Origin of the sequence: Luminiphilus sp. nBUS_07, from assembly GCF_051201685.1 — a bacterium.
GTDB lineage: Bacteria > Pseudomonadota > Gammaproteobacteria > Pseudomonadales > Halieaceae > Luminiphilus.
On record NZ_CP179213.1, the window covers coordinates 1,355,894 to 1,379,273 of the forward strand.

General features: G+C 53.4%; 23 protein-coding genes. 9 read left to right on the forward strand and 14 right to left on the reverse strand.

What is annotated here, in order from left to right; genetic code table 11:
* Positions 1–109 precede the first annotated feature (109 nt).
* Positions 110–847 carry a TSUP family transporter gene (locus ACMAZB_RS05980; RefSeq protein WP_435219801.1) on the forward strand — a complete coding sequence of 246 codons (738 nt, stop codon included), beginning with the start codon at positions 110–112 and terminating at the stop codon, positions 845–847.
* The gene (gene rarD, locus ACMAZB_RS05985) at positions 847–1,767 is read left to right on the forward strand and encodes an EamA family transporter RarD (RefSeq protein WP_435215286.1); all 921 of its coding nucleotides are present in this window, start codon (positions 847–849) and stop codon (positions 1,765–1,767) included. The genes ACMAZB_RS05980 and rarD overlap by 1 nt, the downstream gene beginning before the upstream one ends.
* Positions 1,768–1,807: 40 nt before the next feature.
* On the opposite strand, the gene ACMAZB_RS05990 is transcribed toward rarD, so the two are convergent.
* From ACMAZB_RS05990 to ACMAZB_RS06045, 12 genes are all read right to left on the reverse strand, one after another.
* Positions 1,808–2,473, reverse strand: a complete 666-nt coding sequence (locus ACMAZB_RS05990) for a nucleotidyltransferase family protein (protein WP_435219802.1) — start codon at positions 2,471–2,473, stop codon at positions 1,808–1,810.
* Complete coding sequence (locus ACMAZB_RS05995) at positions 2,470–3,225, reverse strand: sulfite exporter TauE/SafE family protein (RefSeq protein ID WP_435215289.1); 756 nt, start codon at positions 3,223–3,225, stop codon at positions 2,470–2,472. Before ACMAZB_RS05995 ends, ACMAZB_RS05990 begins: the two co-directional genes overlap by 4 nt.
* A complete protein-coding gene (gene ccoS / locus ACMAZB_RS06000; protein WP_435215291.1) occupies positions 3,212–3,391 on the reverse strand; it encodes a cbb3-type cytochrome oxidase assembly protein CcoS in 180 nt (59 codons plus the stop codon). Before ccoS ends, ACMAZB_RS05995 begins: the two co-directional genes overlap by 14 nt.
* 4 nt (positions 3,392–3,395) lie before the next feature.
* The gene (locus ACMAZB_RS06005; RefSeq protein WP_435215292.1) at positions 3,396–5,828 is read right to left on the reverse strand and encodes a heavy metal translocating P-type ATPase; all 2,433 of its coding nucleotides are present in this window, start codon (positions 5,826–5,828) and stop codon (positions 3,396–3,398) included.
* Positions 5,798–6,241 (reverse strand): FixH family protein, encoded by a 444-nt coding sequence (locus ACMAZB_RS06010; protein ID WP_435219803.1) that lies wholly within the window; start codon positions 6,239–6,241, stop codon positions 5,798–5,800. Before ACMAZB_RS06010 ends, ACMAZB_RS06005 begins: the two co-directional genes overlap by 31 nt.
* Before the next feature lie 15 nt (positions 6,242–6,256).
* Positions 6,257–7,672, reverse strand: coding sequence for a cytochrome c oxidase accessory protein CcoG (gene ccoG, locus ACMAZB_RS06015; protein ID WP_435219804.1), 1,416 nt, complete (start codon positions 7,670–7,672; stop codon positions 6,257–6,259).
* A gap of 26 nt (positions 7,673–7,698) precedes the next feature.
* Positions 7,699–8,607, reverse strand: coding sequence for a cytochrome-c oxidase, cbb3-type subunit III (gene ccoP / locus ACMAZB_RS06020; protein WP_435215296.1), 909 nt, complete (start codon positions 8,605–8,607; stop codon positions 7,699–7,701).
* Positions 8,600–8,779 carry a cbb3-type cytochrome oxidase subunit 3 gene (locus tag ACMAZB_RS06025; protein ID WP_435215298.1) on the reverse strand — a complete coding sequence of 60 codons (180 nt, stop codon included), beginning with the start codon at positions 8,777–8,779 and terminating at the stop codon, positions 8,600–8,602. Before ACMAZB_RS06025 ends, ccoP begins: the two co-directional genes overlap by 8 nt.
* Position 8,780: 1 nt before the next feature.
* Positions 8,781–9,389, reverse strand: coding sequence for a cytochrome-c oxidase, cbb3-type subunit II (ccoO, locus tag ACMAZB_RS06030; protein WP_435219805.1), 609 nt, complete (start codon positions 9,387–9,389; stop codon positions 8,781–8,783).
* A 12-nt stretch (positions 9,390–9,401) separates the two neighbouring features.
* The gene (gene ccoN, locus ACMAZB_RS06035) at positions 9,402–10,847 is read right to left on the reverse strand and encodes a cytochrome-c oxidase, cbb3-type subunit I (protein ID WP_435215302.1); all 1,446 of its coding nucleotides are present in this window, start codon (positions 10,845–10,847) and stop codon (positions 9,402–9,404) included.
* Positions 10,848–10,997: 150 nt separating this feature from the next.
* Positions 10,998–11,600, reverse strand: a complete 603-nt coding sequence (locus ACMAZB_RS06040) for a Yip1 family protein (RefSeq protein WP_435219806.1) — start codon at positions 11,598–11,600, stop codon at positions 10,998–11,000.
* A 134-nt stretch (positions 11,601–11,734) separates the two neighbouring features.
* Entirely contained in the window at positions 11,735–15,226 is a 3,492-nt protein-coding gene (locus tag ACMAZB_RS06045; protein WP_435219807.1) for a DUF1631 family protein, read from the reverse strand.
* A gap of 89 nt (positions 15,227–15,315) precedes the next feature.
* On the opposite strand from ACMAZB_RS06045, the gene ung reads away from it, so the two are divergent.
* Entirely contained in the window at positions 15,316–16,023 is a 708-nt protein-coding gene (ung, locus tag ACMAZB_RS06050; protein ID WP_435219808.1) for a uracil-DNA glycosylase, read from the forward strand.
* Between the two features lie 47 nt (positions 16,024–16,070).
* Here ung and ACMAZB_RS06055 read toward each other — a convergent pair whose 3' ends face one another.
* Complete coding sequence (locus ACMAZB_RS06055; protein ID WP_435219809.1) at positions 16,071–17,027, reverse strand: YgfZ/GcvT domain-containing protein; 957 nt, start codon at positions 17,025–17,027, stop codon at positions 16,071–16,073.
* Between the two features lie 176 nt (positions 17,028–17,203).
* Here ACMAZB_RS06055 and ACMAZB_RS06060 point away from each other — a divergent pair, with 176 nt between their 5' ends.
* On the forward strand, positions 17,204–17,464 hold the full coding sequence (locus tag ACMAZB_RS06060; RefSeq protein WP_435219810.1) for a succinate dehydrogenase assembly factor 2: 261 nt from the start codon (positions 17,204–17,206) through the stop codon (positions 17,462–17,464).
* Here ACMAZB_RS06060 and nadB read toward each other — a convergent pair.
* On the reverse strand, positions 17,461–19,119 hold the full coding sequence (gene nadB, locus ACMAZB_RS06065) for an L-aspartate oxidase (protein WP_435219811.1): 1,659 nt from the start codon (positions 19,117–19,119) through the stop codon (positions 17,461–17,463). The two genes, ACMAZB_RS06060 and nadB, sit on opposite strands and share 4 nt — an antisense overlap.
* Before the next feature lie 119 nt (positions 19,120–19,238).
* Here nadB and rpoE point away from each other — a divergent pair, with 119 nt between their 5' ends.
* Genes rpoE through ACMAZB_RS06090 form a run of 5 tightly spaced genes read left to right on the forward strand, consistent with a single transcriptional unit; the run spans position 19,239 to position 23,341 of the window.
* Entirely contained in the window at positions 19,239–19,862 is a 624-nt protein-coding gene (rpoE, locus tag ACMAZB_RS06070; protein WP_435215312.1) for an RNA polymerase sigma factor RpoE, read from the forward strand.
* Positions 19,863–19,920: 58 nt separating this feature from the next.
* Complete coding sequence (locus ACMAZB_RS06075) at positions 19,921–20,538, forward strand: sigma-E factor negative regulatory protein (RefSeq protein ID WP_435219812.1); 618 nt, start codon at positions 19,921–19,923, stop codon at positions 20,536–20,538.
* A 10-nt stretch (positions 20,539–20,548) separates the two neighbouring features.
* Entirely contained in the window at positions 20,549–21,421 is an 873-nt protein-coding gene (locus ACMAZB_RS06080; RefSeq protein ID WP_435219813.1) for a MucB/RseB C-terminal domain-containing protein, read from the forward strand.
* The gene (locus ACMAZB_RS06085) at positions 21,422–21,901 is read left to right on the forward strand and encodes a SoxR reducing system RseC family protein (RefSeq protein WP_435219814.1); all 480 of its coding nucleotides are present in this window, start codon (positions 21,422–21,424) and stop codon (positions 21,899–21,901) included.
* Between the two features lie 45 nt (positions 21,902–21,946).
* Positions 21,947–23,341, forward strand: a complete 1,395-nt coding sequence (locus ACMAZB_RS06090; RefSeq protein ID WP_435219815.1) for a Do family serine endopeptidase — start codon at positions 21,947–21,949, stop codon at positions 23,339–23,341.
* Positions 23,342–23,380: the final 39 nt, after the last annotated feature.

A 23,380-nucleotide genomic window follows, 5' to 3' on the forward strand; every position in this document is an offset into this window, starting at 1 on the left:
GCATGATCGAAAAGCAGTTACACTGGCCGCCGATTTGCTCGTGGCCAAGTCGCTGTGAGGCTAGAGCGCGCTTACTCGGTGCGGCGATTAACGAAATGGCAACAAAGCAATGGCAAATGTCGCAGACTTAATGATCTTGGCCCTCGCGGGGTTTACGACGTCACTAATGACGGCTGTGGTGGGTTTGGGTGGTGGCGTTGTGCTGATGCTGTTGATGCCCGGTTTGATGCCTCTAGCCGCTATCATCCCAATACATGCGGTGGTGCAATTTATTAGCAATTTTGCTCGGGTTGGTTTTGCTTTTCGTCACGCGGATTTAACGCTTTTGCTGCCCTTAACTTTGGGCAGCCTGTTGGGGGCGGCGATTGGCAGTCCTGCGGTCGATCTCGTCAGCTTCGCAGTACTACCCGGGGTGGCGGGGGTGATGATATTGCTGGTTGTTTGGTTGCCCCTTGACCGATTTCTCCCTCAGGGCGGTGCAGCGTTGTTTGCCTTAGGGCTGTATCAGACCGGCTTGGGTATGGTGGCAGGTGCAACTGGGCCGTTGGGGGCGGTGGTTCTCAATCGAATCAATACGGAGCGTGAGTGGTTGGTCGTTAACACCGGTGTTTACATGACCATCAACCATGGCATCAGAGCTGTCGCTTTCGGGTTATTGGGGTTCGCCTTTAATGCCTGGTGGTTAACGATCACGGTTATGAGCCTGGCAGTCATTATCGGTAGCTGGTTGGGGACGCGCCTGCGACAGTCTGTGCCGCAAACAAATTTTGAAGCCGTCTTTAAATGGATCGTAACTGTACTCGCGTTGCGTATGGTGATTTTGACGGTGCTGGAGATGAAAGCGTGATGAAATCAGCCTCCCAAAATCGCTTGGGTATTTTACTGGCCTTAATTGCCAATTCAGTCTGGGGGTGTGCTGCTCTTTACTGGATACAGACAAAGCCGGTCCCGCCACTCGACGTTTTGGCGCACCGAGGTGTTTGGACACTGCCTGCGGTGTTGCTCGTTTTGCTGGCGTTTGGACGATTTAGGTCTACGCTTTTATTGCTGCGAGATTGGCACACGTTAAAATTCACCGCGTTGGCGGCATTTCTAATTTCAATTAATTGGGGGGTTTTTCTTTTTGCCGTGACTAATGGTCGTGCCACTGAGGCCAGTTTGGGTTACTTCATGCTCCCCATACTGACTGCGATGGCAGGAGTTTTAGTCTTCAAAGAGCGTCCAACTCGGCCACAGCAGGTAGCGATGGCCCTCGCCGTTTTAGCGGTGATGGTGCAGTTAGTTGCTGTAGGAACGCTGCCAATCGTCTCGTTAACACTCTCTATTTCATTTGCGACCTACAGCGTCATTCGTAAGTATATTCAAGCGGACGCGATTCAAGGGCTATTTATGGAGTCGCTGTTCTTGATGCCGGTTGGTGCCATTTGGCTTGTTTTGCATCAGGGCGGTGGGCTTTTTGAATACGGTTTGCGAACTGACTTGTTTTTGTTGGGTGCCGGCGCATTAACAGCCGTGCCTCTTTTGACGCATGTCGCCTCAGCTCGAATTCTGTCGATGTCAACGGTCGGTCTTTTTTCTTATCTTGGGCCTTCCTTGCAACTGATCGTGGCTCAAACGATATTGGGTGAATCGATTACTCCTGTGACACTCGCGTCTTTCCTAATCGTATGGTGTGGCCTTGCGTTCATTCTTTTTGATAATTTTCGCGCGCTTCACCGCACGAGAAAAAATCGAAGCTTAAGTGCGTCGAGTCTCAACAGCGATTAACCCTCAAAATTTTCGGCGTTGTGGTGCCTCGCACGAGACGTTAGCTAACCGCTTTGGACCATTGTAATTTGCGCTTGGTCTCGGCCTCGAATCGGCGACGATCTTCCTCACTGTCAATATCACGGATGTAGTGATCATTTGTGGTTTGCCAGCGTTGGGTGTTTAAGGGGTTAGCCGTGCGCCAGGCGCCAGAGCCAAAGGTAGGGTCCCCGGATAAAATTTGTTTGATGACCTGAGAGTCAAAAATGACGGGGTGGCCGGGTATGCCGGCTACCTCGGGTCCAATAAAGTGTATCGAAGGCTCGCGCGTTCTAAAAATGTCATAGACGGCCCGATAATCCTCAGCGTTGAGTAAGGGTAGGTCAGAGGGGCATATCAGTAGATTATTCACTTTGGCTGACAGCTCAGAGACGCCTAAGCGCACTGACGCTGATTGGCTGTGTTGGTCTTCAGGTTGGACTACGATGCTCACCGGTTGATCCTCTAAAACCGGTGCAATCAGGTTGCAGTGGTGCCCCAGCACAACCACGATCTCGATTTCCCCTAGTGCTTTGATCGCTTGAATTTGCCGATGAATCAGTGCTGTTCCGTCGAGCTCTAGAAGACATTTGGGTCGGCGGCCCAGCCGACTACCCGCGCCTGCTGCCAATATGACGGCTCCGGTGTCCCCTGATTGTTTTGTCCCGGCGTCAACAGTGCCCGTCATGTTGAGGTGTCTTCTTGGGAGGAGTGGTGGTGATGGTCAGATTGGCTTGATGGGGTCAGCTCTTCATGAGGCGTATGGTGCATTGGCGTTGTGCCATGGCCCGAGAAGGGTGTGGTGAGCCACAAACTATAGGACCCCATAATGATGAGGGTCATCCCCATCAGATGCCGGAAGGTTGAATGGCGCAAGACGGCATTTGCATGTTGGCCCGCTAACGTTGTACCTAGCATGGCGGGTAAGGTTCCCACCCCAAATAAGCCCATGAGAAAGGCTCCATCGAAAGGGCCGCTTGCGGTTGCTGCGCTCCAAGCGAGGGCGCTGTAAACCAATCCGCAGGGCATAAATCCCCACAACGCGCCCATGACCATGGCATGCCCCTCGTGTTTTGGCGGCAAAAATGCGGTGATCATTGGCCTTATCCCGCGCCAGACGCCACCGCCCAGTCGCTCCAGTGCTGTGATGCCGTACCAGAGCTTGAGCGTGTGCAAGCCTACAGCGATCAAAAGCAGTGCAGCGATGACCCGTAAGTAAAATGTCCATTGGGTAATGGGTAGAAACAGTGCCACCGATCCGATAAACCCACCGATGGATGCATAGCCGAGTAAACGCCCGAAATGATAGGCAAGGGGAAAGCTCCATCGTCGGCCCTCGGGCGCCTGAAAGGCCAGTGCTAAACCGCCACACATACCCATACAGTGGCCTGCTCCAGCAAGCCCAAGAAGGATGGCGCTGGTCGCTTCAGTGCTGGTCATTGTCGCCCTCTTTTGGCGGGTTCCTCGTCAGGTCGTCGTTCAAGGCTCGCCAAGCATCGTGATCGAGGTCGTCATACTGTCCCCGATTAATCGACCAAATTAGCAAAGCGGCAACAATGATGACAAAGATGAGCGCTATCGGTATGAGTAAGTACAGGCTGTCCAAAATATCAATCCTTCAGCCGACGCAATCGCAAAGCATTGAGGACCACCAACAGTGAGCTGGCGGACATGCCCAAAGCTGCTGCCCAAGGTGGCACATAACCAAAGGCAGCGAGAGGCAGCCCCAGCAAATTATAACCCGCTGCCCAAAGCAAATTTTGTCGAGTGATACGACGAGTCGCATGAGCAGCCTTTCTTATCGTTAATAGTCGGTTAGTGTCTTCCTCGGTGATGACAAAATCAGCTTGGGCTTGCGCTAATGCTGTGGCACCCGCGACGGCAATTGAGACATCGGCTGCACGCAGCAAAGGTGCGTCGTTAAGTCCGTCGCCAATGGCCATAACGGTGGCGCCTGAGCTCTGGCGCTGTTTGATTTCGGTGAGCTTTTCTTCGGGACGTAACGATGCTGTGTAAGCCAGACCTAAACTCGATGCAATTTGGCGTACGCGTGGTTCCGTGTCACCCGACAAAATCTCAAGGGTAAGTGTCTCTCCCTTGAGCTCGTCGATAAGCTGTTGCGTGCCCGGTCGCAACGTTTCTGAAAGGCTAATCCAGGCGAGCCATCGGCCGTCCTCAACTAAGGCTATCCAGTAATGGCTGTCATCGGGTCTATCGGGTAGGCCCGGGGCAATTTCACGGCAAAAAGTAAGACTGCCAAGACGTAATTTTATATTGCGCGCACTATCCCAGCCCTCGACGCCTTGTGCTGCAATAATTTCGACATTTCGAACCGCATAGTTGTGCTCTCTTTGATGAAAGGGTCTGGCGGCGGGGTGACTGCTGAATTGTTGCAACGCTGCGGCGGTGCTGAGAGCTTCATCAATATCGACGCCTTGGGCAGTGCTGATGGTTGAGATCATAAGTTGTGTCTCAGTCAGGGTGCCGGTTTTATCGAAAATGACGTGATTAGCTGCAGCGACGGCCAACAAGCCTGTTTCGCTGCGAACGCGAACGCCGCGTCGCCCCAACCACGCATTGCCCGCTGTCAGTGCTGCCGGTGTTGCAAGGGATAAAGCGCAGGGGCAGGCCACCACTAAAACCGCGATGCTCGCCCAAAACGCTCGCGCGGGTTCTATATTCCACCAAACAACAAATGTGATGGCTGCAGCCGCCAGAACAACACTAATAAAGCGCGCTGCAAACAGATCGATCAATTGCAGATGAGCGGGCTTATCACCTCGGGCCCTGTCAATGTCTTGAGCCAGAGCCGCAAGGCGCGAGTCACTAAAGCCGTGTTCCACCATAAGCTCGAGACTGGATCCTTCATTGATTGTGCCGGCAAAAACAACGTCGTCTTTTTGCACGGTTCTAGGCAGAGATTCACCGGTAAAAACCGCCTCGTCCACAACGGATGCTCCCGTGACAACTCGTGAGTCGAAAGCGATAGCCTCGCCAGTGGCCACCCGAATCATTTCTCCCGGCTGAACTGTATGTCTGGGAAGTCGCTGCCACTGGTGGTCACGTAAAACCGCGACAAACTCGGGGAGTTCATCGGCGACTCGTACCAGCTGAATAAGATCTCTGTCTCGCAGTCTTTTTTCTACGAACCGCGCCAGCAATAGAAAAAAAACAAACATGGTTACGGAGTCGTAGTAGGTCTCACCACCCCCTTGTAGCGTTGACCATAGACTTGCGGCCGTTGCAAGAATCAATGCTAGCGACACCGAGCTGTCCATAATGAGGGTGCGATGCTTTAAATGCTGCCAGGCACGCTCAAAAAATTCTCTGCCACTGTAGCCAAGAACGAAAAGGGTTAGAGGAGCACTCATGAGGCGCAGCAGTTGTTGCAGATCAGTATCGATACCCTGCAGTGCCCCGGCATGGAGCGCAATTGCAAACATGCCCACTTGCATCATTCCCAGAAAAGCAATGCCAAGACGCCGCAGATCTCGGCGATAGTCCTCTCGCATTTGCTGCAGTCGACTGTCAGCACGCCAAGGCTGAACTCGGTAACCCAATCGCTGTAACACCTCGATAGCGGGGCCGGCGGCGCAGTCGGGCAATAGGTTGACGGTTACTTTTCCCAGTGTCAGCTGAATGTGTACTGACTGAACATCTGCAAGCTCCTGAAGAAATCGTTCAATCACCCAAGCGCAGGCGGCGCAACTCATGCCCGTCACCATGAGGGGTATTTCTTGTTGTTCTGCATCGACTTTGGCGAAGGTTTGCAACCAGAGCTTGTCGTTATACCAGTCAGAGGTTTGTGTCGATTGCTGGTCAGGAGTGGGGGGATAATCGGTGCGCTGACGGTAAAAGGCCGTCATTTCGGCCCCCGCGATCAGGTGGGCGACAGTTTGGCATCCAAGGCAGCATACGGCTCGGTCGGTGTTATCTACGCAAACCGTGAACGTTGTGTCATTGGGCAGTGGCTCTCCACAATGAAAGCATTGTGTTGCGGCAGGCTCTACCTTCAAAAGAGATGATCGCCGTCGAGTCGCCAATCGCTGCTGACACCCTTATCAAGGGTCCAGTGCCATCGCCCTTTTAATGTCTGGGGGAGTAAAACCCGGTAATGTCCTTGGGCAACTCGCTGTACTGGCACGGCAAAGTCGCGGTCGGATTCCATTGCGTGAGATAACAAGAGGCGCAACTGTGGCGCCTCAATCTTACCTTCAATGCGAATATCAAGCCGGCGCTCTTCGGGGCTGAATTTAGCGGTGAGCTCGAGCGACTTCGCGCGATTTTGCCTTTCGAGCTGCTGGTTAATCGCTAAACCTTCTTTGTAATAATCGTCTACGACAAGGTCATCTGCATACTGATTGGCAATGATCACTGTGTACAGAGTGGCAACCACGGCTGTTCCGGGAAGAACAATCAAAAACCAGGGCCAAAATTGTTTATACCAAGGGAGCATAGGCTGTTGTACCCGTTATAGCGCTGGCCGGATGAAACGAGATTCTGCTTCCGCATAGATCGCCTCATGGTGAATGGACACCGCTCTAAATAAAACGGGGGTGCCGGGAAAGGGCAGGTTGCTAGGATCAGCTCGGAGCCGAACACCGAGCTCGAATAGTTCGCCGCCCAAAACGGTTATGGATTCCTCTCCAAGGATTGAGGCCCCGGTAATGCCCACAGCTTCGATACGATAAGTTGCGACTTCATCGCTGCGATTTGTTACCCGTATCTCGAAAACATTATCAATTAACCCTCCCGCAGCGGGGAGATAAAGTTGACCGCGGTCTCGAGATACACTGATATCTACCAAGCTGCGGTTGAAAAGGGATGAAGTAAATAACGCCAACATAACCAATAGCGCTGCAATATAACCCAAGATTTTCGGTGGGATCCCTGTGGTTTTTTGGCCCGCCAGCGCGTTCTCACTGGCATAGCCCACCAGTCCTTTGGGTGATCCCATTTTCTCCATGACAGAGTCGCAGGCATCGATGCAAAGGGCACAGCCAATGCATTCGTACTGTAGCCCGTCTCGTATATCAATGCCGGTGGGGCAGACTTGAACACAGAGCTCGCAATCGATGCAGTCGCCTTGGTGGGATTCTTTGCTGGCGAAGCGTTTGCGGGAGCCCCTTGGTTCGCCACGGTCGGTATCGTAGGTGACGACCAAGGTATTCTTATCGAACATGACCGATTGAAATCTGGCGTAAGGGCACATATCGGTGCACACTTTTTCCCTCAAGTACCCCGCATTGAGATAAGTGGCAGCACTAAAAAGCAGGACAAAACTTGCCGCACCGAGGTCAGCTGAGAAGGTGAGGAGATCAGGTAGCAATTGGCGAGCAGGCACAAAGTAGCTAACAAATGTCAGTCCAGTAAAGGCTGCAACTAGCCCCCAACCACAGTGTTTCAGCGTTTTTTTGCGCAATTTTCGCCATGAGATCGGTTCTTGATCTAGCTTGATTCTTTGGTTGCGACTCCCCTCAAAGCGTTGCTCGATGTACATAAAGATGGCAGTCCAGACGGTTTGCGGGCAGGTGTATCCGCACCATAAGCGCCCCCAGAGAGCGGTAACGGTAAACAGAGTGAACGCAGCGATAATGAGAATAAAAGCGAGCAGGATCAGGTCCTGAGGCCAAAGGGTTAGGCTAAGGATGTGGAATTTTCTCGCGGGAAGATCAAACAATATGGCTTCTCGGCCGTCCCACATAAGCCAAGGGAGTAGAAAATAGCCAAGCAGCAATGGCCAGCCGGTATACAGGCGGAGTCGCTGGAAACGCCCCTCAATAGCCCTAGTGTAAATTTTTTCGCGACGTGCCTTTTTATCGAGCTCGCTGACCTCCGCTGGCACAGCGGAATCGACGGCAATCACGTCATCGTGTTGACTATTCATAACATGGAGTATTCAAGGGTGACGCGTCAGAGATTAGCGGCTGTCGCTGTCACAGTGGATGACCGGCTGAGCCCATAAACCCACGCGGTGAGTATGTGAATCTTATCTTCAGTCAACGTCTCATTGAATGCAGGCATTTTTCCATTTCGGCCATTGCGCAGTGTGTGCGCTATTTGGTCAGCGGTGCCGCCATAAAGCCAGATGCCATTGGTGAGGTTGGGGGCGCCCATAAGCTGATTGCCCTTGCCGTCAGTGCCATGACAAGCCGCGCAATAGGCTTGGAAATGCCCAGCGCCTTTTGCGGCTTTGGCTGGATCTGCTTCACGAGCATTTAAGGACAATACATATTGGGTGGCCTCATCGATGCCGGCATCTCCCAAAATAGCCTGCCAAGCTGGCATGGCAGCCTGCCTACCGTGAATCAGTGTGGCTTTAATGGCCTCCGGACTTCCTCCGTAAAGCCAATCGTTATCAGCAAGGTTTGGAAATCCGTGTGCACCGTAGGCATCGGAACCATGGCACTGCGCGCAATTGTTGCCAAACAAGCGACGTCCCATTTTTCGGACCTTGGGTTCAAAGGCAATCTCCTCAACGGGCAGCGCCAGATAGCGGTCTCTCATGGCCCGATACTGGTCTTCAGCCTTGGCCACTCTTGCCTCGTACTGACCTGTTGAGGTCCAACCTAACAGACCTTGGTAGCTACCCATGCCGGGATACAGCGCCAGGTAACCCACCGACCAAACGATGGTTGAAACAAACATATACACCCACCACGTAGGGAGCGGGGTGTCTAGCTCCTCTAGGCCGTCGTATTTGTGCCCCGTTGTTTTGATTTCCTCAGCGGGTTTTTTTCGATTGCCAAGGAGGATCCAAAGGGTCGCCACCAGCTGGGCGACTGTCAATAAAATAATCCATCCGCTCCAGAAGTTACTCACGATCTAGCACCTCGCTTCGCGTACGTTCAGCGACCTCTCGATCTGCAAAGGGCAGATTAGCCGCATCTTTAAAAGGTGTTTTTTGTTTGCGGCCGTAAGCCCAAACAACGAGCCCAATAAAACTTACCAACATGAAGGCAGTACTGAGCCCACGCAAATCGTTGATGTCCATCTTAGCGCCGCGCCTTTATTAGCGTACCTAGCTGCTGCAAGTAGGCGATGAGGGCATCGATTTCTCGCACGTCTGTAACGGCAGCCTCTGCACTCGCAATGTCTGCGTCGGTGTAGGGAACGCCCAGCTTACGCAGTGTTGCGAGCTTTACAGGGGTTGTTTTGGCGTCGATCGTGTCCTCAAAAAGCCATGGGAATGCCGGCATGTTGGACTCGGGAATCACATCTCTAGGGTTGTACAGGTGTGCCCGGTGCCATTCGTCACTGTAACGCTCGCCCACACGAGCAAGGTCTGGACCTGTGCGTTTGGAACCCCAGAGGAAGGGCCTGTCATAGGCGAATTCGCCTGCGACTGAGTAATGCCCATAGCGTTCCGTCTCGGCACGAAGGGGGCGTATCATTTGCGAATGGCAGGTATGGCATCCTTCGCGAATGTAAATGTCTCGCCCTTCGAGCTGAAGCGCCGAATAGGGTTTCAGTCCCTCTATCGGTGTTGTGCTATTTTTTGAAAAAGCCAATGGCACCAGCTCGACGAGCGTACCAAAGCTGATGGCAACAATAATCAGGGCCACCATGAGGCTCGGGGTTCGTTCTATTTTGTCATGTTTCATAAGCTGTCCCCCTTAGACCGTCGCAACAGCGGGTTCGGTTTGTGTTGCCACGTCGGTAATCTCTTTTCGTGTGGTCATCCACACGTTATAGGCCATGACCAACATGCCACTGAAAAAGATGAGGCCGCCGATCATGCGCACAACATAGCCGGGGTGGCTTGCGACTAGGGATTCCACGAACGTGTAGGTCAGCGTGCCGTCCTCGTTATAAGCCCGCCACATAAGTCCCTGCATAATGCCATTGACCCACATTGATGCGATGTAGAGAACCGTGCCGATGGTAGACATCCAAAAATGCAGGTTAATTAAGGCGACGCTATGCATTTGCTCTTTGCCAAAGAGCTTTGGAATGAGGTGGTATAGCGATCCGATAGAGATCATGGCCACCCATCCCAGTGCACCAGAGTGAACATGGCCAATCGTCCAGTCGGTGTAATGAGATAAGGAATTGACGGTCTTGATCGCCATCATCGGGCCTTCGAAAGTCGACATGCCATAGAAGGAGAGACTGACGACCAAGAAGCGCAAGATGGGATCGTCCTTGAGCTTATCCCAAGCCCCGGACAACGTCATAATGCCGTTGATCATTCCGCCCCAAGATGGCGCCAACAGAATGAGGCTCATTACCATGCCCAGGCTCTGCGCCCAGTCGGGTAGAGCGGTGTAATGAAGGTGATGAGGCCCTGCCCAAATGTAGATCGATACTAATGCCCAGAAATGGACAATGGATAGCCGGTACGAATAGACAGGGCGTTCTGCTTGTTTGGGTACAAAGTAGTACATCATGCCCAAGAAGCCTGCTGTCAGAAAAAAGCCGACCGCATTATGGCCGTACCACCATTGCACCATGGCATCTACAGCACCCGCATATGCCGAATAGGATTTGGTCATACTCACCGGCAGTGCGGCGCTATTGACGATGTGGAGAATAGCAACCGTTACGATAAACGCGCCAAAAAACCAGTTGGCCACATAGATGTGTTCGACCTGACGTTTGATGATCGTGCCGAAAAATACAACTGCGTAGACGACCCAAACAACCGCCAGCAAAATATCGATGGGCCACTCGAGCTCGGCGTACTCTTTGGATGTCGTCAATCCCATAGGGAGGGTTATTGCAGCCGCTACGATGACCGCCTGCCAGCCCCAAAAGGTAAATGCGGCGAGGTTGTCAGAGAGAAGCCGTGCTTGGCAGGTTCGTTGCACCACGTAGTAAGAGGTCGCAAAAAGTGCAGAGCCGCCAAAGGCAAAAATGACGGCGTTGGTGTGCAGCGGGCGCAGTCTACCGAAGCTCGTCCAGGGCAGGTCAAAGTTTAACGCTGGCCATGCTAGCTGGGCAGCAATCCACACCCCAATGCCCATACCCACAATGCCCCAAACCACCGTCATAATGGCAAATTGACGCACGACCTTGTAGTTGTAGGTAACCGGTAAAGTTTCTAGTCCAGCGGTTGCCATAGTTATTCACCTCAGTCAGCACAGCCCGTGGTGCCCCCGCACCTCATAGCCCTGCATATTTCGCAGCATCTTGAGCCGTTCCCAAGATACGCACTACTTAACTTTTTGCGGAGTTCGTATTTCGAACCCTCGTGATTATTGGCAACCCACTCAGTCAGTAAACGCCGGCATGGCTCCCCAGTCCCACAACAGGGTCGTGGCAACCAGCAAACACACCAGCATCACGAGGGAGACGCCAATAACGGCGCTGGCGAAGAGAAAGCCTCGTGACTCTGGAATCTTCATGACGATGGGAATGCCATTATAAAGCAAATAAGTTGACCAACAGACTGCGAATACTCCGATCAACATATCCAGCCACAGAACGGGGTAAAACCCGACCGCGCCCGCGATGAAGAGTGGTGTGGCACAAACACTCGCGATCAAAATGCCTTTAATAAAGGAAGATTGAGCGCCATAGGTTTCGGACATCCAGTGGATGAAATAACCAATTGCTACGACGCAGGACACCATGCCGCCGTAAAACAGAAAGCTGATAAGCCTGGCGCTTTCATCGGTAAGTCGGATGACATCCCGTCCCACACCGACGGTCCAGCCCACTTGGGTGGTGCCGATATACCAAGCATAGGCGGGCAAGATCGCCCAAATTAGCGGATAAAGCAGCATCAGTGCTTGGCTCGTATCATCGAGCTGCGCCAAGCGGCGCCAAGCGGCACTGGGCTTGGTCATGATGCCCAAGCTGTGATGGAACATGGCTCTATTCCCTTTAAATTAGTGTGGTTATTATACGCCGTTATAAGACTCGCCGTCGAGAGATTTTACAGCGAGTGAAGCGGCTAAAAAACTGGCGGCTTTAAGGAGTTCATTCATTATTATGGCAGCATGGTTTAGCGGGTAATAATTGGTAACTCGTTGCGCAGGGCCTCGGGCAAGAGCTGCTCGGTAGCAAATGTTTCGAGGAAGTCGATACCAAGCCGCTGAGCTCGGGCGTCATCTTGGCTATCACGCAATACAACGTGCTCTCCAACAAGGTGGTGCATATCACTGATCGTCTGATGTAGCGCTAAAAGCTTTTCGTCCTCAAGGTCTTCAGACCAGAGGGCGCTGTCCAGAGCGACAGTATGCGGCTTGAGCTTCTGCAGCACTGACGTGTTGCCGCGTTTTGGGTTGACCTCTGCAACTGAAATTTGGCAGCCGATGGAACGCAAGGTGCTACAAAAATAAGCTGCATCATTATCCTCCCGAAGTCGAGCTGAATCGGTTAACTCGAACCACAGGCGATCGGTCCCAATACCGCTCTCGGAGACCTCGTGAAGTAAAAAATCGAGAAACTCTGGATGCAGGGCGGCCTCGGTGCAAATGCGAAGCTGAAAAAGTGGTGGGGTTCGCCCCGCAGCCACCACCGACTCTGCAAAGCGACAAGTGTTACTGACTTTTGAGCAATCGGTTGCTATTGCTAGGGCGGTTGTTGGGTATTGTTGGCGTTGTTCGACAGTATTTCCAAACGCCATCCCGTTGGAAAGTACCTCGTAGCGGGTTTGCACCACAGCAGCATCATTAAGGGTCCGACGGTGCACAGGCCTCACAGAAAATTGCGGCGGCGGCGTCTCTTTTTGAAGCAGCGCATAAGTCTCTCTTACAGCGCTGGCAAGATTGCTGAGCTTCGGAGGTGGTGCGGCAACCACGCCGGTATTGGGTGCTGTTGCGAGACCCTGTTTGGCGATGTCTTCAAGGTTTATCCAAAGCGCTTCAGCGCTGGAAATGCCGCTATCGATGGCCGCAATGCCAATGCCTGCAGGAGGTGCTGAACTGCTGTTATCAGTGAGTAGTCCTAGGAGTTGTTCAATATTTTCAGTGCCGACGATGATGCCATGAGTTGCCTGAGACAGAGAGCCCTCGTATTCAATAGCAACCGCACCACTAAGCAGTTTGGCAGTCACCTGCTGTGCACCCGCTGAGTTCTCTGCATGTATCGCCAGCGCACAGCTTGTTGCTCCTTTGCGGCGAGCCCTTCGAATATGACTTTGAGCGACATCAATCATTTCTGAGCGTGATTGTGTCAATGACTTGGATGAGCTGTTGGGCGCGCTGAGATCTTCTTGCCGTTTTTCTAATGTTTGAAAAACACTGCGCTCAATAATTGGCAGTTCGTCTGAGGGGGCGAGTGGTTTCAATCGATTGCTGAGCTGCCGTGCCAGTTGAATCAGATTGATGTCTTTAACCTTAAAGCCTTGTTCGTTAGCAAAAGCGAAACGCGTCGAGTTGGTGTTTTTCCAAATAAGCTGCAGGTTTTGCGTCGAATCCTCAGACAGCCTTTCAGAAATCCAACTCTTTAACTTAAGTTGATGTGCACGCTTCACCCAGTTTTCGAGGCGAGGGAGTGCAGCTAGGCGTTCTGAGAATCTTGGCTCGGTAAATATTTCCGGCTCGGGAAGAGACGAGGCCGCGAGGGTGACAGGCTCGTCGCCGCTAAGTTGCTGCTGGAGCTGTTGCAAGCACGCTTGCGCTTCGATCGACAAAAATTCATCCCCTAAACCCTGGGGAAGTTCTCGCGTTATTTTTTTAGCGGCATCGGGTTTAAGGGGAAGTCCTGTCTCCATAGTGCGTTGCAATGAATTGTTAATTCGTGAGATTCGGTTGAGGACTGTGTCGTAAAACAATGAGTTGTCGTCTCGCAGTTGGATCAACACCAATTCATCGCGAAGGAAGGAATCGATCAGACCAAGAAGGCTAGCGGGCATGAGTCCGTCGGGGAGCAGGTGGCTCAAATCGTTCTCGACCCTTTGGCCCGCCTGCTCGCGCTTTTCCTTGCCATCTTCAGCGGCGATCTGGCGTTGAATATTCCGCTGCTGTTGTTTGAGCATGGTAACCGCAAGCCCGTTAATTTTAATGAGTGCTTTCTCGAAAACATCGAGACTGCCATCAAACTCGCGTTGGATGGCACTCAAAGCGTCATCAATTTTTTGCTCAACGCGCGCACTATTTTTTGGTGCGAGGGAGCTCAGTTCACTCAAACGCTCAATCAGAAGCCGCGCCGGGTGCTCCCGGTCCTCAAAAAAAGAAGCATCGGTCAGCGAGAGCTCTGCAAGTGGTAGCTTTAAGTTATCAAAACTTCGACTTACTTTGTCTGAGAGCGGCAGGGTATCAAACATGGTTCGGTACAAATTATCGATCAGCTGCACACTGCCTTTCAAAGGCTGTAGCGACGCGTCAAGCTGATCTAGGCCTAGTTGATTGACCAAAGGTTCCGAATGAGAGACTCCTTCACCAGTTTGTCGCAAAACAGCAATAGTTTGCGCCACCTCAGCGGCTTTTTCGTTGAGTTGCGCCTCGGATAGCGGATTTTCTGGTTGCTCCGATGGCAGCGCGGGCAAACGCAGTCTTGCTAACATTGCGGCGTCGATTGTGAGGGTTTCTGATGACGAGCTGCGCCCGGGCAAATACTCTGTGAAACCCTCCATCTGCGCCAAAGTCACCAGTGACGAGGCCGCTGTTGCCGCATCCTTGGGGGTCATGCCACTGGCGGAGTAGGGCAAGTTTGTTGCTACGGCATCAGATCTGGAATTCGTTGGCGTTTCTTTTTGGCTCAGAGGTCCGGCATTGGCAGCAGCACCTCGGTTGGGCCTTAACGCACTGGGCGTTAAACCCACCAGGGGGGCGTTTTCTGGGTTAGTGCCGGTGGTTTCGCTGGCCGTTTGGGAAGGGTTTACCGTAGCTTCAGCGTTGATTTCAGTCGCAGGGAACTCGTCATAGGATGCCAGAACCGCATTGAGTTCTTGGTACAGCGCGCCAGCTTCCGGAAGTAAATTGCGGGTAAAAGACCGGTCGAGCTCGGCTATGATGAAATCAGGCAAATTGAGTTGTTCAATGTAGCGACGATACGCGGTGGTCAGGCCTCGTAAACCAAAAGGCAGTCGAATGGTCAGCGGGTCAACATCTAGTAGCGTTCCCAAGCCCGAAGTCAGCGACTGCAATTGGTTCCAATACCTCTCGGAGCCTGCTTGAACAATTTGGTCGATCCCGGCGCTGTTGTCGAAGGTTCTAAGGTCCAGGAGGTCGAGCTCGGCGGGCAGCTTATTATCGCCTTTGGATAGCCCACGCTCATTGACTAAGTTGCCAAAGGCAAGGTCAATCTCCACAAGCAGTGTGGTAACAAAGTCCTTGCCTCGAGATTTTAATGCAGAGAAGGCTTCAAATGCTTGAGTGCGTTGGTCGGGCGCCAATTTTGCACTGGCCGATAAATTAAACAGATGGTCTGCCATCGCCTCGGTCACCAGACTCAGGCGAGGCTGTAAAAGCTTGCCAGTGTACTGCCTCAGCGCCATGATGCGCGCTGAAGACTTGGCTGGGGCGGCGCTGTCTGGATTTTCCCGTGTCATAGCTCACCAAAATTACTGCCCTGCGATTGTGTCGCCTGCGGGCTCGATATGCCAGTCCCTAATTTTTGGGCTGCCATGGGGAAACATTAATGGATTCAAGTTTCACAGACGCCCAGCCTAATAGGCCGCGCTTGCGGTCAGAGTGGTTGGAGACCTTAGGTGCTACGTTGGCGGAACCCGAAATGCAAACCCTCGCGCGATTTTTGCGTGACGAGAAAGCGAGGGGAAAAGTTGTGTACCCCCCCGGATCGGAGATTTTTAATGCGCTTCAGTTAACGCCTCCTCAAACGGTCCGAGTGATAATTTTAGGACAAGACCCCTACCACGGCCCCGATCAGGCCCACGGGCTCAGTTTTTCCGTACGCAAGGGAGTGGCTGTTCCGCCCTCGCTGCGCAACATTTTTAAGGAGCTCCAGCGTGACCTTGGTATAGAGCGCCCCCTTCACGGTTGCCTAAACCACTGGGCTGAGCAGGGGGTGCTCTTGTTAAATTCGGTGCTTACCGTCGAATCAGGCTTAGCGGGCTCTCATCAGAATCTTGGCTGGGAGCGGTTTACCGACCGCGTCGTAGCTACAGTCAGGGATGGCGGCAAGCCAGCCGTGTTCATGCTCTGGGGGGCTCATGCGCGAAAAAAAGCGGCCGCGCTGGAGGGTTTGGCCCACTGTGTACTCACAGCACCTCACCCGTCCCCTCTATCGGCCCATCGAGGATTCCTCGGTTGTGGTCATTTTTCTAAAGCCAACGAGTTTCTAGAGCGCTGTGGCCGGGGTGCCATTGATTGGTCGTTGCCTGATTAGCCTCTTTGGCTGAGCCGCGAGTATATGCAGCCTGCCGAGGCGGATTTTTAGGCAGGCTTGGATTCCATAGAGTAGTGCATAGGCGTATCGCCGAGGGTGATTGCCTGTTTCGTATCCTCTGCTACCACGGTTTTACCAGCGGCAGCTTCGACGGCCTCTACTAAAACGACGCTCCCTTCAGCATGGTTAGCCGCGTTAACGACGCTTCCAACGGTGCGGGAGTCAGCTTCACTGATTAACTTTAGCCCTTCGACGGGACACGGGATTGCTCCTTTGCCAAGGTAAAGACGTCTTTTGGGTGTTCCTCGCCAGTGCAATCTCGCAATAATTTCCTGGCCGGTGTAACAGCCCTTGTCGAAGCTCACCCACCCGGCCAAATCGTAGCTAAGGTCTTGAGGTAGGTACTTACCCGTTGTGGCAGCGGTGATTCGTGCTTCACCCCGTAAGCAGCTAGCGGCGCGCCAAGCTGATGCATAGTCCTCGGCTGATGTAGCGTCAGGGTTAGGGGCCATCTGGCTAGAATCCCTAGGGATAAGCAGCGCGGCGTGTTCAGCAACCGGAATCAGCCATCCCTGCGCCACAGCTTCGGCCCGATTTTCTGTCATGAGATGGCGTTCAGCGCCAAAGTGGCGCCACGCTTCGCTTCCGGTAACCCCCCAGGGCCGGTCTGGTAAACGGGTAAGTTCGGCTTTGCTGAACATTAAGTATTTGGTGAGATGCGCCAACAATAAGTCGGCCAAGCAGTCTGATACCCGCAAAATAAGGTGTTCGGGCTCTATAACAAGGGCGCGGAAATCGGCGATCACTCGGCCTTTTACGTCACAAAAAGCACCGGCTATGACATCGAGTGCCTGCGCTTGGGCAAAGTCGGCGGTGGTCTGCCCTTGGAGAAATTTACAGGCATCATGGCCCTTGAGTTGGAGCAACGCCTCGTGAGTGAGAGGCGCCCAGCCATTGATAAATCCGTCCATTATGGTTGAAGAATTGGGCGGTGAGTCTGTCATGGGTCGGGGCCTAAGGGTCAGTTGCTTGGTATTGTATGTTAATTTCGGGTAATTCCAACGCGCCCGAATGACAATAGCTGGCTGGTTTTTTACGCTACTGTATGACCTGACTGCAGGGCCGAGTGCAGAGCGCCTGTGAGAACGGCCTTACCCGAGGCAGTATTAGTGGAGATCTCATGACCGAAGACAAAGATTACAGCAGAATGCGTTGGGCCAGTAGGCGCGGCTTGCTGGAATTAGACCTACTTCTAGGACCTTTCATGGAATCTTGCTTTAGAGAATTAGAGCCCCAGCTACGTGAGGATTATCAGCAGCTCATGAGCCATGAGGATCAAGATATTCTGAATTGGATCATGGGTAGAGAAGCCCTGAGTGATGAAAGCCTGATCGCCATTACCGATCAGATCAGAGCCCATAACCGGTCTAAGCTGCGTTAGGATTTTCGTCCTGAGACTTGGGTTGAGTAGCTGGGCAACTGTAAATCTTCCGATTGAGGATTTTGAAAGGCCGGATGATCTCGCGGTATGAGGATGGAGTCTTGAGCATTAGGTTTAGCGTCGGGGTAGTCGCGGTTAAAATGCAGACCTCGAGACTCTTGCCTAGCCGCCGCACAGCGCACTGTGAGCGCAGCGACTTCCGCTAGGTTTCTCAATTCAAGTAGCGGCCTGGTGATAAGAAATTGACTGTAGTAATTGGCAATTTCAACCTGCATGAGTTCGATCGCGTTGGCGGCAAAAGCCAGCCTTCTATCGCTTCTCACAATGCCCACATAATCCCACATGAGTCGTCGTAGCGCTTGCCAGTGGTAGGGAATGATGACGCCCTCATCAGAGACTCTAACGCGGCTATCGTCCCATTCTGGCAGTTTTTTTGGGGCAGGCAGATCTGTATCTGCGATGTGTCGAGCCGCAGACGCCGCATAGACAAAGCACTCGAGTAGTGAGTTGCTAGCCATTCGGTTTGCCCCATGTAAACCGCTGCATGCGGTCTCACCAATCACGTATAGCCCGGGTAGGTCACTGGCGCCAAATTGATCGACGACAACCCCTCCACAGGTGTAGTGCGCCGCCGGCACGACAGGAATGCGATCTTTGCAGATATCGATGCCCAAAGAGAGGCAGCGCTCGTAAACGGTGGGAAAGTGGCTGCGCAAAAATTCCGGAGAGCGGTGAGTGATGTCCAGATAGACGCAGTCGAGTCCTAGCCGCTTCATTTCATGGTCGATGGCCCGGGCAACAATGTCCCGAGGCGCAAGTTCCCCGCGAGGATCGAAGCGTGTCATGAAGGCTTCGCCATTTGGTAGCAAAAGGCGCGCCCCCTCGCCACGAAGCGCTTCCGTGATCAAAAATGATTTGGCTTTTGGATGGTACAGGCAGGTGGGATGAAATTGATTAAATTCCATATTCGCGACGCGACAGCCTGCACGCCAAGCAATGGCAATACCATCTCCGCTCGCGCCGTCAGGGTTTGACGTGTATTGGTAGGCTTTGCTAGCGCCTCCAGTGGCCAGAACAACCGCCCGCGCGGCAATCGTTTTGACACTGTGACTTTGGGTGTCCAGCACATGCGCGCCAACGCAGCGACCGTCAACGCGAATGAGATCTACCGCGTAGCAATCGGGTAACAGGGATATGTTTGCAGCTGCCGCTGCGTTTTGGGTCAGCACGTCTGAGATGGCACGCCCGGTCCGGTCTGCTGCATGGACGATTCGCCGGTGGCTGTGGCCACCCTCCATGGTTAGGTGAAATTCTCTAAATTCAGCATCGGGTTGGTCCGCACGATAGTCAAAGGCTACGCCTTGATCGATTAGCCAGTCGACAACAGAGCGGCTTTGGCTGACGCAAAACTGCACCGCGGGTTCGTGGCACAAACCGGCGCCAGCGTCCACAGTATCGGCTTCGTGTGCATCAAAAGAGTCCCGATCGTGCAGCACGGCTGCCATCCCACCCTGCGCCCAAAAGGTGGACCCCGCCGCCATGTGCGCCTTAGACAGCACGGCGCAGCGATAGTGGGCGGGTAGTTGCAGCGCGAGTGATAAGCCCGCGGCGCCGCTTCCAATGATTAAAACGTCGTAGTTTTCACTGTCTGTCATGCTATTACTGGCTGGCTCGAGCCTCTTTTGTCTTACAATGTGCGAATAATTAACGATTTGAAGCGCGCGCAGGGAACTCTCGCGCGATAAAGTAGTCTCAGCAAGCGATGGATATTACGATGAATTTCGTTGCGGCTGGCCAAAAATTTACACAAGGCGGTTACGTGACAGCTCGGGAAACCGATCAGCAACTGGTAGTCAGGGCCCAAAGGGGGGACAGCAGAGCCTTCGATCTGCTCGTGCTCAAGTACCAAGGGCGTATCGCAACCCTGGTAGCCCGTTTTGTTAACGACGCTGCAGAAGTTGAAGATGTAACGCAAGAGGCGTTCATAAAGGCTTTTAGAGCCTTGCCAAAGTTTCGAGGAGAGAGCGCGTTTTACACCTGGCTGTACCGGATTGCGTCTAATGCGGCTAAAAACTATTTGGTGGCAAGGGGCAGAAGGCCGGCAACAACTGCGGATGTGCAGGATGCGGAGCAGTACGAAGAGGGTGATGCGCTACGAGAGATAGAGACGCCAGAAAATGCCTATTTTGGCAATGAGTTGGCGAAGACGGTGCAGTTAGCATTGGAAGGGTTGCCTGAAGAGCTGCGGGCAGCCTTGAGTCTCAGGGAGTTTGACGGCTTGAGTTACGAAGAAATAGCCGATGTGATGGCGTGCCCTGTAGGCACGGTACGATCGAGAATATTCAGGGCGCGTGAAGTCGTGGACAGTTGTGTTCGAGCCCAGTTGGCAGGTGAGTAACGGCCTTTTGGTGCCAGACGAGTCAGGCACAGGCCCAGTGAATACAGGAGAGAAGGGAATGACTTTAGCTGACGCGATCAAGGAATCGATGTCCGCAGTAATCGACGGTGAGGGGTCTGAGCTAGATCTCGCACGTGTGCTGAAAGCTGTTGAGGAAGACCCGGAAGCCAGGGCGCATTGGCAACGAGTTCAACAAACAAGAGGGCTTTTACGCACTGGACAGCCTGACCCTGATATCGATGTCAGTCGTGCCGTTCGAGAGTCCATAGCGCATAGCCCAAGGCGGCGGCAGCTTGGTCCGCTAGGATCTCTAGCCGTTGCAGCATCGGTCACCTTTGCAATGGTGCTAGGTGGTCAGACATGGCTAGGTGATTCACCAATGGGCTCGGCTGTAAGCCCTGTTGCGACTGCTGTGCCTGGGGGCGTTGTCCCTATACCCGGCGCGGCCCCAGTTCAGGCTAGATTCGGTGCGCCAACTCAAACAATGGCAGCGCGGGTGCCGCTTGCAAACATCGGCGCTCCAGCAAACGCCGCCACAAGCTCGTCTGATATTTACAATCAGTTGGCCCGAGAGCGGTTTGAGCGCTATGCTCAAGATCATGCTCGGTCAACCGCCAATCTGCAGCCTAACGCTCTGGTACCTTTCGCAAGGATTCCCGAGAAAGCAGCACAGTAGCGCAATCAACATGAAGCCATGGATCCTCGCCTGCGTGGTGTTGGGAGTAATGACAGCGCCAGTGCACGCAGCTGACAATTCAGTAGCCCGTGCTTCTGCTTCATGCATGATGTCAGACACCATGAGTGCCGCTATTCAGGGTTTTCTCATGGCCTCATCATCTATCGCTTATCAAGGCACGCTGCTCGTCGAGTACGGCGGTGATCGCGAGTTCATTGCCATTGATGTCGACCCTGCTTCTGGCCAAAACGGCCTCAAAAGGTTGAATCAGTCAGCGGAGCCTCTGCCCAGATTGGTAAACGCGCAAGCCCACGCAGCTCGTGGCCCCTGTCAGTTGGCTCAATATTACGCATTGGCAATCGAGCCGGGATTTGCGGTGGCGGGCCGTGCGACGTACCGCTTGTCAGCTCGACCGAGAGATACCCTGCGCTTAGCTTATGTTATGAACATTGATGCCGAGTACCACGTGCCGCTTCGTGTGTTGGCAGCCAGTCCCGAAGGACAAATTCTTGAGCGCTACGAGTTCGCTGATATTACGTTCGAGCCAAAACCTGGCCCTATTGATGATGGCAGCAATAAGACCGCAGCCGAACCATCACGCTATCTTTTATCGGCGGTGCCTCCGGGCTTCGCGGTGATCGATCAGGGGCGTAGCCCGGTTGACTTTATTGTCTTGAGTGACGGCCTCGCGAGCGTATCTATTTTCGTAGAAGCACAGCCTCGCGCACTGCCGAGTGGTGAGGGGTTTGCTTTGAGGGGGGCCTCACTCACTTACACCCGGGGGATGGCGCAACAAAAATTAGTAACGGTGTTGGGTGAAATCCCTATAACCACGGCTAGGCTGTTAGCTGAAGCCGTTCGTCAGCGAAGCGAGACTCCCTAAATGCTGCGCGAAATGGGGCGTGTTGTTGCTGTTGAGACTGCTTCGGTTTGGGTGGAAACTATTCCGAGTTCACTTTGCGGAAAATGTGCTGCTAGAGCAGGATGTGGTCAAGGTATTGTGAGTCGCGCTTCAGGCCATAGAGGGCTTGTGCAGGCTCTGGAGACCTCTGCGGTGCGCGCTCGAGACTGCAGAGTCGATGATGAGGTTGAAATAGAACTTCCTGAATCGGCCGTGTTGAAAGGCTCCCTGTTGGTTTACTTTGCCCCATTGTTGTTCGCTATTGCTGCTGTGCTACTCGCCCAGCCTTACGGGGAGTTTGCTACTGTCGTAGCGTTCGTCTTAGGTTTAGCTGCGGGATTTGCAGTTGTCAGGGTGGTAACGCATTGGCTGCTCCCAAGACAGAGTTTTGAGCCTCGCTTGTCCTCGGTGACTCAACCGCAAACGAGCGTGGCCAATTCCGGTGTCATAGCTCGTCATTAAAGGGACGTTGTGCCTGTTTCAGGTATGAATTCAAGGAGAAGATCGATGTATAAATTCGTCATAGTGGCTTTGCTGACGCTGTTACCGTGGTCAACACGGGCTGCTCTGCCAGACTTTCAGCCCATTGTTGAATCTGCGGCTCCTGCCGTTGTGAAAATTCTTGTCGAGGCCAATGCACAGGCACAGCCGATGCCCGGTGCTGACGAACTAGAAGAGCTGCCAGAATACTTGCGTAGGTTTTTTGAGTTCCGGGGCCAAGCACCCCAGCAGCGGCAGCGGCAGAACACCGGTTCGGGATTTATTATTTCTGAAGACGGTTACATTGTGACCAATCATCATGTCGTTGAGGGGGCTACCTCAGTGACCGTCAGATTGTTGGACAGACGGGAGTTTGAGGCTGAAATAGTTGGCACAGACGTTCGATCTGATCTGGCCCTATTGAAGATTGAATCTGACGATTTGTCGGTTTTAAAAATTGCTGAGGACGATGTTGCTGTCGGTGAATGGGTTCTGGCTATCGGGTCGCCGTTCGGCCTAGATTTCTCTGTTACCGCGGGCATTGTGAGTGCGAAAGGGCGCAGCTTGCCTACCGAGGCCGGCGAGAACTACGTTCCTTTCATCCAGACTGATGTGGCGATCAACCCGGGTAATTCAGGGGGGCCACTTTTTGATCTGCAGGGTGAAGTGGTCGGTGTTAACTCACAGATATTCACTCGCTCGGGTGGTTCAATTGGATTGTCTTTTGCCATCCCTGCTGCGGTTGTCAACAATGTAGTGATGCAGCTCAAGGCGTCCGGAGAAGTCACCAGAGGTTGGTTAGGCGTCAGTATCCAAGATGTGGATCTTGATCTCGCCGAGTCTTTCGGCCTCGATCGCCCCTCGGGCGCTCTGATCGCTCAGGTAGGTGCCGATTCGCCCGCTCAGGAGGCGGGTCTTCAGAGCGGAGATATCATTCTCGAATTTGACGGACAGATGATTAACACCTCCTCTGACTTGCCGCATGTTGTGGGCCTGATTGCACCAGGGAGTGAAGTCGAGGCAGTCGTGCGCCGAGACGGTCAAAACCAAACTTTGCAGGTTGTCGTGGGTGGGCTGGACGCAGATGAGCGCCCCTCTGTTGCTGGACGGATGCCCGGTGCCGATGACAATGACGCTATTTTTGGCATGGTGCTTGAGGCTGCAGACGACGACATGATGGCTGAGCTGGGTCTTAGTGGAGGCGTGTTGGTGCTAGAGGTGGCGCCAGATTCCCCCGCAGCAGCTGCAGGTATTGTAGGCGGCGATGTGGTAACGCGTCTGGGAAGCAGTGCTGTGCAGTCTCTAGAGGATTTCACGGGTGCGGTGGCGCGTTTGCAGCCGGGCCAGTCTGTTGCGATTCGCTTAATCCGACGAGGCGCACCGCTATTTTTGGCAATTCGTGTCCCACAAGCCGAACAATAGTTTGCGGTGCCGCCGACGGCCAATGCATCCTGTAACGGG

Bases quoted from the DNA above. Each gene is read 5' to 3' on its own strand.
- ACMAZB_RS06040 (WP_435219806.1), bottom strand. From the start codon at position 11,600: ATGTTCCATCACAGCTTGGGCATCATGACCAAGCCCAGTGCCGCTTGG.
- ccoG (WP_435219804.1), bottom strand. From the start codon at position 7,672: ATGAATAGTCAACACGATGACGTGATTGCCGTCGATTCCGCTGTGCCA.
- ung (WP_435219808.1), top strand. From the start codon at position 15,316: ATGGATTCAAGTTTCACAGACGCCCAGCCTAATAGGCCGCGCTTGCGG.
- ACMAZB_RS06085 (WP_435219814.1), top strand. From the start codon at position 21,422: ATGCTGCGCGAAATGGGGCGTGTTGTTGCTGTTGAGACTGCTTCGGTT.
- ccoN (WP_435215302.1), bottom strand. From the start codon at position 10,847: ATGGCAACCGCTGGACTAGAAACTTTACCGGTTACCTACAACTACAAG.
- ACMAZB_RS06055 (WP_435219809.1), bottom strand. From the start codon at position 17,027: ATGACAGACTCACCGCCCAATTCTTCAACCATAATGGACGGATTTATC.
- ACMAZB_RS06045 (WP_435219807.1), bottom strand. From the start codon at position 15,226: ATGACACGGGAAAATCCAGACAGCGCCGCCCCAGCCAAGTCTTCAGCG.
- ACMAZB_RS06080 (WP_435219813.1), top strand. From the start codon at position 20,549: ATGAAGCCATGGATCCTCGCCTGCGTGGTGTTGGGAGTAATGACAGCG.
- ccoO (WP_435219805.1), bottom strand. From the start codon at position 9,389: ATGAAACATGACAAAATAGAACGAACCCCGAGCCTCATGGTGGCCCTG.
- ACMAZB_RS06090 (WP_435219815.1), top strand. From the start codon at position 21,947: ATGTATAAATTCGTCATAGTGGCTTTGCTGACGCTGTTACCGTGGTCA.
- ACMAZB_RS06010 (WP_435219803.1), bottom strand. From the start codon at position 6,241: ATGCTCCCTTGGTATAAACAATTTTGGCCCTGGTTTTTGATTGTTCTT.
- nadB (WP_435219811.1), bottom strand. From the start codon at position 19,119: ATGACAGACAGTGAAAACTACGACGTTTTAATCATTGGAAGCGGCGCC.
- ACMAZB_RS06075 (WP_435219812.1), top strand. From the start codon at position 19,921: ATGACTTTAGCTGACGCGATCAAGGAATCGATGTCCGCAGTAATCGAC.
- ACMAZB_RS06060 (WP_435219810.1), top strand. From the start codon at position 17,204: ATGACCGAAGACAAAGATTACAGCAGAATGCGTTGGGCCAGTAGGCGC.
- ACMAZB_RS06025 (WP_435215298.1), bottom strand. From the start codon at position 8,779: ATGGACATCAACGATTTGCGTGGGCTCAGTACTGCCTTCATGTTGGTA.
- rarD (WP_435215286.1), top strand. From the start codon at position 847: ATGAAATCAGCCTCCCAAAATCGCTTGGGTATTTTACTGGCCTTAATT.
- rpoE (WP_435215312.1), top strand. From the start codon at position 19,239: ATGAATTTCGTTGCGGCTGGCCAAAAATTTACACAAGGCGGTTACGTG.
- ACMAZB_RS05980 (WP_435219801.1), top strand. From the start codon at position 110: ATGGCAAATGTCGCAGACTTAATGATCTTGGCCCTCGCGGGGTTTACG.
- ACMAZB_RS05995 (WP_435215289.1), bottom strand. From the start codon at position 3,225: ATGACCAGCACTGAAGCGACCAGCGCCATCCTTCTTGGGCTTGCTGGA.
- ACMAZB_RS05990 (WP_435219802.1), bottom strand. From the start codon at position 2,473: ATGACGGGCACTGTTGACGCCGGGACAAAACAATCAGGGGACACCGGA.